The sequence below is a fragment of the Trinickia sp. genome, from assembly GCF_036503415.1.
Classification (GTDB): Bacteria; Pseudomonadota; Gammaproteobacteria; order Burkholderiales; family Burkholderiaceae; genus Trinickia.
In genome coordinates, this window is record NZ_DASXWY010000099.1 from 1 (window position 1) to 9,314 (window position 9,314).

General features: G+C 63.1%; 9 protein-coding genes. 5 read left to right on the top strand and 4 right to left on the bottom strand.

The window, feature by feature from the left end:
* The first annotated feature begins 430 nt into the window (after positions 1 to 430).
* Positions 431 to 1,579, top strand: coding sequence for a branched-chain amino acid ABC transporter substrate-binding protein (locus VGL01_RS13400; protein ID WP_331570038.1), 1,149 nt, complete (start codon positions 431 to 433; stop codon positions 1,577 to 1,579).
* A gap of 237 nt (positions 1,580 to 1,816) precedes the next feature.
* Here VGL01_RS13400 and VGL01_RS13405 read toward each other — a convergent pair whose 3' ends face one another.
* Complete coding sequence (locus VGL01_RS13405; RefSeq protein ID WP_331570040.1) at positions 1,817 to 3,025, bottom strand: MFS transporter; 1,209 nt, start codon at positions 3,023 to 3,025, stop codon at positions 1,817 to 1,819.
* Between the two features lie 217 nt (positions 3,026 to 3,242).
* Between VGL01_RS13405 and VGL01_RS13410 the strand changes: the two genes are divergently transcribed.
* From VGL01_RS13410 to VGL01_RS13420, 3 genes are all read left to right on the top strand, one after another.
* Positions 3,243 to 3,911, top strand: coding sequence for a HugZ family protein (locus VGL01_RS13410; protein ID WP_331570042.1), 669 nt, complete (start codon positions 3,243 to 3,245; stop codon positions 3,909 to 3,911).
* Positions 3,912 to 4,295: 384 nt separating this feature from the next.
* On the top strand, positions 4,296 to 4,589 hold the full coding sequence (locus tag VGL01_RS13415) for an H-NS family nucleoid-associated regulatory protein (protein WP_173256033.1): 294 nt from the start codon (positions 4,296 to 4,298) through the stop codon (positions 4,587 to 4,589).
* A gap of 306 nt (positions 4,590 to 4,895) precedes the next feature.
* Positions 4,896 to 6,080, top strand: coding sequence for a cation diffusion facilitator family transporter (locus VGL01_RS13420; protein ID WP_331570044.1), 1,185 nt, complete (start codon positions 4,896 to 4,898; stop codon positions 6,078 to 6,080).
* A gap of 83 nt (positions 6,081 to 6,163) precedes the next feature.
* Here the strand turns inward: VGL01_RS13420 and VGL01_RS13425 are convergent, their stop codons facing one another.
* The 3 genes from VGL01_RS13425 to VGL01_RS13435 all read right to left on the bottom strand — a co-directional run bounded on the left by VGL01_RS13425 (position 6,164) and on the right by VGL01_RS13435 (position 7,999).
* Positions 6,164 to 6,622 carry an Lrp/AsnC family transcriptional regulator gene (locus tag VGL01_RS13425; RefSeq protein WP_173256003.1) on the bottom strand — a complete coding sequence of 153 codons (459 nt, stop codon included), beginning with the start codon at positions 6,620 to 6,622 and terminating at the stop codon, positions 6,164 to 6,166.
* 91 nt (positions 6,623 to 6,713) lie between these two features.
* A complete protein-coding gene (locus tag VGL01_RS13430; RefSeq protein ID WP_331570046.1) occupies positions 6,714 to 7,358 on the bottom strand; it encodes an exonuclease in 645 nt (214 codons plus the stop codon).
* Positions 7,355 to 7,999, bottom strand: coding sequence for an MBL fold metallo-hydrolase (locus VGL01_RS13435; protein ID WP_331570048.1), 645 nt, complete (start codon positions 7,997 to 7,999; stop codon positions 7,355 to 7,357). Before VGL01_RS13435 ends, VGL01_RS13430 begins: the two co-directional genes overlap by 4 nt.
* A gap of 685 nt (positions 8,000 to 8,684) precedes the next feature.
* On the opposite strand from VGL01_RS13435, the gene VGL01_RS13440 reads away from it, so the two are divergent.
* Positions 8,685 to 9,299 (top strand): septal ring lytic transglycosylase RlpA family protein, encoded by a 615-nt coding sequence (locus VGL01_RS13440; protein WP_331570049.1) that lies wholly within the window; start codon positions 8,685 to 8,687, stop codon positions 9,297 to 9,299.
* Positions 9,300 to 9,314: the final 15 nt, after the last annotated feature.

A 9,314-nucleotide genomic window follows, 5' to 3' on the forward strand; every position in this document is an offset into this window, starting at 1 on the left:
CCGATAGTGAAAGGATGCGTTGAGCATCGCATCGGCGGATGTCATCGGATTGCCGCATTCGGGTTATCCGCATCGCACATACGGCATATTGGCTTTGAAAGAAAACGATTGCCATCGAGAGTCTATACGCGTAAAACCCGCACTGGCGCTGCGTTAGCGGCGGGTGTATACCGATAGCGCACGCATAGTCCGGCGACCGACTATTAGTAGTCGTCCCGATTCTCAAAAAAATCCCCAACTTTAATTTGTTGCCCTACACTTGCGCGCAGCACGAGGCGTGGCTTGTCACGAACTGGCCGGCTCGCGTGCCAGACCAAGTGCATGACGATGCATTCCGGTGTTCTCGCTCCTCGGATCGATCGACACGATATAAGACGAAGGCGGGGTACGGGCGGGGATGCCGTTTTTGGGACCGAAACTGGAGACTTACATGAAAAGCAAGATGCAAAAGGTGTTGCCGATCAGCGCGGCGGCGATGTTGTTCGCCGCGATGGCAACGGGCGCAGTGGCGGACGAGGTCGTCAAGATCGGTCACGTCGCTCCGCTGACGGGCCAGATCGCCCACCTCGGCAAGGACAATGAGAATGGCGCGCGCCTTGCCGTCGAAGAGATCAACGCCAAGGGCCTCACGATCGGCGGCCAGAAGATCACGCTCCAGCTCGATGCGCAAGACGATGCGGCCGACCCGCGTCAGGCCACCCAAGTGGCGCAAAAGCTCGTCGACGACAAGGTTGTCGCGGTCGTGGGCCACTTGAACTCGGGCACCTCGATCCCGGCGTCGAAGATCTACAGCGACGCGGGCATCGTGCAGATTTCGCCGTCGGCGACGAACCCGCAGTACACGCTGCAGGGCTTCAAGACGACGTACCGTGTGGTGGCGACGGACGCTCAGCAAGGTCCGGCATTGGCCAACTACGCGCATGACCAGCTCAAGCTGAAGAAGGTTGCCGTCGTCGACGACGCCACGGCATACGGCCAGGGTCTCGCGAACGAGTTCGAGAAGAAGGCGAAGGCGCTCGGCATGACCGTCGTTTCGCACGATGCGACGAACGACAAGGCGACCGACTTCCGCGCCATTCTGACGAAGATCAAGGGTGAGAACCCCGACGCGATCATGTACGGCGGCATGGACGCTACCGGCGGCCCGTTCGCCAAGCAGGCGAAGCAGCTCGGTCTGCGCGCGAAGATTCTGGCGGGCGACGGTGTCTGTACCGACCAGCTCGCGCAACTCGCCGGCGACGCGACGAGCAACGTCGTGTGCTCGGAAGCAGGCCGTTCGCTCGAGAAGATGGGCAAGGCCGGCGAAGAGTTCCAGGCCAAGTTCCAGAAGCGCTTCGGTGTGCCGATCCAGATTTACGCGCCGTTCACGTATGACGCCGTGTACATCATCGTCGATGCGATGAAGCGTGCGAACTCGACCGATCCGGCGAAGATCCTCGCCGCGATGCCGTCCACCGACTACAAGGGTGTGATCGGCGAAACGACGTTCGATTCGCATGGCGACCTCAAGCATGGCGTGATCTCGCTGTATCACTACAAGGATGGCAAGAAGACGCTGCTGAACGAAGTGGCGATGTAATCGACGCCATTGCCGTGCGCTGACGGGCCGCTCCAGGCGGCCCGGGCAGTAGCTACAAGAAAGCGCGTGCCGCTCTCGCGGCCACGCGCTTTTTTTTTACGGCCCCAGTTAGCGCTTCAGCGCTTACTGGGGCCCAATGCAGAGCAACGGCCCCAGTTAGCGCTTCAGCGCTTACTGAGGCCCAATGCAGAGCAACGACCACAGTTGGCGCTGTAGCGCATTACCGCGATCTCGCGCTTAGATTCCCAGCCGTTTCAACACCTTCGGTCCGATCAAGGCCACGAGCGCGGCACAGACGGCGACGACCGCGAGACCGATAGACAGGTTCGTCGCCTGCGCCACGCCGCCGATCAGCACGGGACCGACGAGCAATCCCACGTAGGCGATGCCCGCGACATGGGCGAGTCCTTCGGCCGAATGAATGCCTTTGACGCGCATCGCCGCGGCAAAGAGCACCGGCATCATGTTCGCCAGGCCGAGCCCCATCAATGCGAATCCCGCGAGCGCGGTCACGGTGAACGGCAGCACGAGTGCGCCGATCATGCCGGCACAGGCGACCGACGCGCTCACGAGCACGAGCTGCACCGCGCCGAATCGGGCTCTGACGGCGTCGCCCGCGAACCGGCCCGCCGCCATCGCCCCTGAAAACGCCGCGTAGCCCGCGCTGGCCGAGGCCGGCGTCGCGCCTACGACATCGCGCATGTAGACGGTGGCCCAGTCGTACATCGCCCCTTCGGCGACGAGCGCGATCAAGGCGACGATGCCGAGCGCCCAAAGCGCGGGCGTGCGCCAGCGGTTGCCGCGCGAATGCTTCGTTTGCGGGTGATCCTGAAGGGCGACGTGCGGCAAGGTCCACGGCGACGCCGCGAGGAGCATAGCGGCGCCGACGAGCGCTGCGAGCGCGAGGTGCAGCGCCGGCGCCATGCCGGCGGAAAGAAGTGCGCCGCCGCCCGCGGCGCCGGCCATCCCGCCGATGCTGAACATGCCGTGCAGCGATGACATGATGGGCCGGCCCAGCGCGGTCTCGACGGCGCTCGCTTCGGCGTTGATGGCCACGTCGAGCGTGGCCATGCCGGCGCCGAACAGCGCCAGCACCGGCAGCAGCAGCCAGTAGGACGGCACGACGAGGATCAGCGCGGTACATGCCGACATGAGCAGGCCGCCCGCCAGGCAGGCGCGCCGCGTGCCGACGCGCGCTATCCACGCTCCGTTGACGACCATCGTGGCGATCGAGCCGCCCGTCAGCGAAAAGAGCGCGACCGAGAGCCAGGCCGCGTCGAGGTGGAATTTGTCGCGCACGGTCGGGACGTGAATGCCCCACGAGGCATAGACCATGCCCGCGAAGAAGAACAGCACCATCGTTGCATAGCGTGCACGCTCGCGAGCGGCGACGGGCAACTCGCGGTGCGCGGCGGGAGGCAAGGGGGATTCGGACGTGTCGGACACAGTCGGGTAGACAGAATGTGGGAAAGCGCGGCCATCGCCCACGCACTGCAATAAATGTCGGGCGAAATGCGTTGCGAGCCGCTAGGATGAAAGCCGAACGGAAGATTCTAGCCGAGCGCGTCGTGGCTTGCCCGGGGCCGGGCCTTCGGCTGGGTCCGCGGACTCGACCTGTAGCCGACAAAGACGCTCGAGCACCAATTACCAGGGGAACACCTCGATGAACATTCCAGCTCATGCGCCGTTACATTTGCTGCACCGAATGCCGGTGGGCACGCTGGCCACGCATTCCCGCGAACCCGACGGTTTTCCTTTTCCGACCATGTTGCCGTTCGCGACCGATGCGCGGCATCGCCCCACGATTCTCGTGAGCCGGCTCGCCGAGCACACGCGCAATCTGCAACTCGATACTCGCGCTGGCTTTCTCGTCGTCGAGGCGCCCAACGAAGCCGTGCTCGACGGTGCGCGCGTCACGCTGATCGGGCGGTTCGCGCCGGTCGCGGCCGACGAGGCTAACGCCGTCGCGCGCCGGTATTTGCGCTATCACCCGGCTGCGGAGCGCTATCTGGGACTGGGTGATTTCTCATTTCTCGCGATGGACGTCGAACGGCTCCGATTCATAGGCGGATTTGGCGCAATGGGGTGGTTGAACGGCGACGAGCTCGACCCGCTCGATCCCCTTTCGGACGAAGACGAAATGTTCCTGACGCGGAAATTCGAGGCTGATGTAAAACGCACATCGAACTTCGAATTGGCCGGTATCGATCGCTATGGCGCCGATTTGAAAGTTGCCGGCGAGCGCCGGCGCGTAATCTTCGATGCGCCCAAAACGACGCTCGAAGAACTCGAACAGGCGCTTGTCGAGCGCCTGCGCGAGAGCATCGATTAGCCGCGGGAGCGCGCCGCCGAAGCGCCTTGCGCCGTTGCGGAGCTTGCATGGCGAGCTCGCGGTTCGTCGAAACTGTCATCCGATGAAACGTTTTAATGAGATAGCCGGGCAGAGGTTTCATCTGCGGAGAGATATCGATGGCGTGCGGCGGCGCTGACTGAAAATGATCAAGTGAAACCCCTATTGGGTAAATCCCTCATCAATGTGCGGGGGCGCAATGTATGAAAGAAAAAGGAAAGCGCAGATTTCAAAAATTGGGTTTTTTGGGCTTTTCCCGGGGATGATTTTTGTGCTAATCTCGCCACGAAATATCCGAGGCACAACGTATTGAGATGGCTAACCGGCGTGAGATCGGTGTCATTTACTGAAACCACAAGGGAAAGTATGTCTTCTTACAAGGAACTTCTCGCACAACGCGAAAAGCTGGAGAAGCAGATCGAAGAAGCCAAGGCGCGCGAATACGCCGAAGTGTTGAACGAGATCAAGCAAAAAATGGCCGACTACGGCATTACGCTCGCCGAGCTCGGCGGCCGTAAGCAAGGCAAGGTTGGACGTCCGCGCGCAGGCGTTGCGCCCAAGTATCGCGATCCTGAGACCGGGAGTACCTGGTCGGGCCGCGGCAAGCCGCCGCGCTGGATCGCGGGTCAGAATCGTGAAGAATTCCTTATTCAGAAGTAAGGTAATCCTGAATCGAAGCCAATTGGGGCGGCTTTCAAAAGCCGCCTCGGGCGAACAGAAAGCCGCGCACCCAAGAGGATGCGCGGCTTTTTATTCGTCTAACGATTGTTCGCGATAAGCCGACTTCGTGAGCGGATGAATAAACATGCGGCGGCGATCACAGCGCGGGCTCCCTCGCGAAACACGAATGGTTTGCGTTCTCATAACCGACTGATTTAAAAGCGAATTTCTGTTCGAGTACAGCATTTCCGCAAGCGGCTTGATAGAATCGGGGTGATTGCCGACTGTCATTTCAACCGTTAGCCGATGCACCCTCACATCGACGTCGATCCTGGCGTAAAACACGCCGTCGCACGCAAGACCACCTATGCGAGCGTCGCGCTGAATCTTCTCCTGATGACGCTGCAAATCGCGGTCGGGCTGGTGGCGCATTCTCAAGCGCTGGTGGCCGACGGCGTGCATTCGCTCGCGGATCTGATTTCGGACTTCATCGTGCTCGTGGCCAATCGGGCGAGCGCCGAGAAACCCGATGCCGATCACAACTACGGACACGGGCGCTATGAAACGGTCGCCTCGCTGTTCCTCGGTGGGCTGCTGGTGGCGGTGGGGGTGGGCATGCTCTGGCGCGCCGGCACGCGGTTGGCCGATCTCGAGAACATACCGCCCGTGCATATCAGCGCGCTGGCCGTGGCCGTGCTCGTGCTGTTTTCGAAGGAGGCGCTGTTCCGATACATGCTGCGCGAGGCCGAGCGCGTGCGTTCGGCGATGTTGATCGCGAACGCATGGCATGCGCGCTCCGATGCGGCGTCGTCGCTCGTCGTCGCGCTCGGTATCGGCGGGAGTCTCGCGGGCGTGCGGCTGCTCGACCCGATCGCCGCGGCGATCGTCGGCTTTCTCGTCGCGCGCATGGGTTGGGTGTTCGGCTGGAACGCGCTGCAGGATCTGTCCGATCGAGCGCTCGACGAAACCTCCACGGCCGATATCCGCAAGCTGCTGATGACCACGCCGGGCGTGCGCGACGTGCATGAATTGCGCACCCGCAAGATGGGCGACTTCGCCCTCGTCGACGCGCATATTCTCGTCGATCCGCTGATCTCGGTTTCCGAAGGGCATTACATCGCCGAGTCGGCGCGGGCGCGGGCGCTGACGGACAAGCGCATCATCGACGCGCTGATTCACGTCGACCCGGAAAACGATGCCGTGAGCCGCTCCACGACGCGCCTGCCGACGCGTGCGGCCGTGGTGGCGCTGGTCGATGCCGAGTTGGCCAAACATGGGCTGCGTGCCGCGGGACTGAACGTGCACTACCTGAGCACGGGGCTCGATGTCGATATCACGCTGGCTGCCGATGCACTCGCCGACCGAGAGCACGACGAGGATCTCGCGAAACGGCTCGACCTGAGCGAGCTGCAGGCGCGGCTTGGGGCGCGCCGCATCACGGTCCAGCGACGCGTCGAGAGCGCGTCGACATCGCCCGCCCGGCACGCTTGAGGGATAGGGCGGCGGGCGGCGGTGGGTTCGCGCGGTGCGAGCCAGTACCAGAGCGCCGCTCGGGATCGCAGCGCCTGGACCGCTTATAGCGGCAGTTGCGTATCGAACTTGATCTCGCGTAGCACGACGCTCGTACGCACCTGAGCGACTGCCGGAATTTTGAAGATCCGGTCGTGCAGGAAGGCGTCGTAGGCCTTGATATCGGCCGCCACGATTTTCAGGATGTAGTCCGATTCTCCGGTGGTGCTGTAGCACTCGGTGACTTCGGGACAGGTGGCGATTTCGCGTTCGAACTGTTCGACGCCACCTTCCGTGTGGCGCGTCAGATGGATGTGGGCGAGGGCGCAGACGTGAAGTCCGAGCTTCTCCCGGTCCAGCAGCGCCGTGTAGCGCTGGATGATGCCGGACTGCTCCATGTCCTTGATGCGTCGCCAGCAAGGCGTACTGGAGAGCCCGACCTGGTCCGAGATCTCCTGCACGGAGCGGCGTGCATCGAGCTGCAGCAGGCGCAGTATTTTTTGAGAGAAGGTATCGAGCGTCATCCGCGCCTCCGAGTTCGGCCGCCACATTCTGGGATGGTAGTGGCGCACGAAACAAAAGGCAATCGAATGAACGGAAACTGAGGGAGATTACCTAATTTGGCGGGCTCTCGGTATCGTTTTGTGCTGCGGCGGCGACCGCCGCGTCATCGGCTTTCGATGCCGCCAGCGGCGCGGCCTTCTGCCACGCGCGCAGGTCGGTCAGCATGTTGCAAAAGAGCGCGCCTTGCTCGATGGCGTCGTCGAGCGCCACGTGCGTATGGGGATGGTCGTCGAACCAGTGCTTCGGCATGCGCGGCTTGATGCACTTGCGATAGGGCAGGCCCGTCATCGCGAAGGCCAGCGTCTTGATGTCGAGCGCCGACCATGAAAACGGACAGCGGCCGGCAAAGCGCATCATGTACCAGAACATGAACGTGAAATCGAAGCCGGCCGGCATGCCGACGAAAACCGGTTTGCCCGGCAGCGCTTCGACCCATTCGACATAGGCCGGCAGCGCTTCCTCGGGGCGCCGCAGATCGCGGCGGCAGGCTTCCCACGCCTCGCGCTGCGTCTTCCACCAGGCCGCCTGGACCGGATGAGCCGCGGCGCCGGGCAACGTTTCGAGGTTCGCCGAGAACGTGGCGACCAACTGCTTGTCGGGCGTATAGGCGGCCGACGCGAAGCTGAGCATCGAATGCGGGCCGGGGATCGGGCCATCCGCTTCGATATCGGTACTGACATAGATTTCTGACGTCACGCGCTGACTCCGTCGGCGACATAAGGGTTCGAGCGCCGCTCCTCGCCGAACGTCGAGGTGGGCCCGTGGCCGGGGACGAACGTGATGTCGTCGCCGAGCGGCCAGAGTTTCGTGCGAATCGAGCGGATCAGGTCGGCATGATTGCCGCGCGGAAAATCCGTGCGGCCGATCGAGCCCGCGAACAGCACGTCGCCCACGAACGCGATGCGATGCTTCGTGCTGACGAAGACGATATGCCCTGGCGTATGGCCCGGGCAGTGATAGACGTCGAGCGTTTCCTCGCCGAAGCTGACCGTATCGCCATCGGTGAGCCAACGGTCCGGCTCGAACGGCTCGGCCGGCGGAAAGCCGAAGCGCGCGCTTTGCGCCGCGAGCTGATCGAGCCAGAAGCGCTCGTCCACCTGCGGGCCTTCGATCGGCACGCCATGGTTCGTCGCGAGCGTCTTGGCCGCGCCGCAATGGTCCAGGTGGCCGTGCGTGAGGAACACCTTTTCGAGCGTCACGCCTTCTTTCGTGAGCGCGCGCTCGATCAGCTCGATGTCGCCGCCCGGGTCCACGGCGGCGGCGCGTCGCGTCGCCTCGCAAACGAGGATCGAGCAGTTCTGCTGAAACGGCGTGACGGGGATGACGAAGACCTTCATAGGGGCGATGGCGCGGCGCGCAGCATCGCTGCAGGCAGCCGGAGGAAACCGAAAGCGCTCATTGTACCGGCGGGACCCGCTTCACGCCGGTCGGCCGAATGGCCAGGTCGCAGACGTCCGATCCAATGCGCATTGTTGCGATCATAGGAAGAATCAATCAGGGCAGGTATCCGGGATGCTCGATTCCCCGCGGTTTTTGGTACAATACCTCTCACATGGCGCGGTCCGACCGCGCTGCCGTTTATTGATCGGTCCCATTTCAAGGTTCTGCGGGCCGATCGCTCTCAATGCGAAGCCGTCAATGTAGCGGCTTCGATCTGTATCGGCATTGTTCGATGCACACGTCTTGACCGGCCAGGCGCTACGCGTCTGCCGCAGCCAACAGGCTGCATAGCCGGTCAGGCCAACGCCGCCGTTCCTCGCGTCAGTCGACGCGCCAGAACGTGCAAGTCATGTTCGACGACGACGGCGTGTGGGGTCTGGTCAAGCTGTTGGGGACAGTCGCGCCAGACGTGAATACCAACCGGGCAACTTGCGGCCGAGTGTGGCCGCACCCGAGCGCCAGTTCGCGCACCGTTTGCATTCGTGCTTTCGGTGGTGCGCGTGTTGGCGTCCGGATGCCCGAGCCGCTTCGCGAAGGGATGTTTCGACGCGTCGTGGCTCGACACTGTGGCATGCACGTCATATGAACATCAATCGATTCCGCCGATGGCTGGGTACCGTTTCCGTCGTCGCCGCAGGGTTGCTCGCGGGTTGTGCCGCGCAGCCAACGCAAACCAGCAATGCAGGTGCCAGCGGTGCACGGCTCGCGACACGCGCGGGCGCACCGATGGGTTACGGTGAGGCCTCGGCCCAACCTCAGGCGCCCGATGTGGCGCCGAAGCTCGCCGATGCCAAGCCGCTCGACGAGGACATTCCCGACGTCTCGAGCTTCAAGCAGAGCGGGCGTGCGTCGTGGTACGGCAAGCGCTTCAACGGCCGCAAGACCGCCAGCGGCGAGCGTTACAACATGCATGCGATGACGGCCGCGCACAAGACGCTGCCGCTTGCCTCGTATGTACGCGTGACGAACACGTCGAATCAGAAGTCGGTCGTCGTGAAGATCAACGATCGCGGGCCCTACGTGCGTGGGCGCGTGATCGATCTCTCGTATGCGGCTGCGCGTGAACTCGGACTGCAAACGGCCGGGACGGCCCACGTGCAGATTCAGGGGCTCACGCAGGAAGAAGCGCAGGCGAGCCGTGCCGAGGTGCTGGCTTCGGCCGGTCCGCAACGGGACATGGTGCCGGCGCATCCTTGATACACGCTCGAGCGT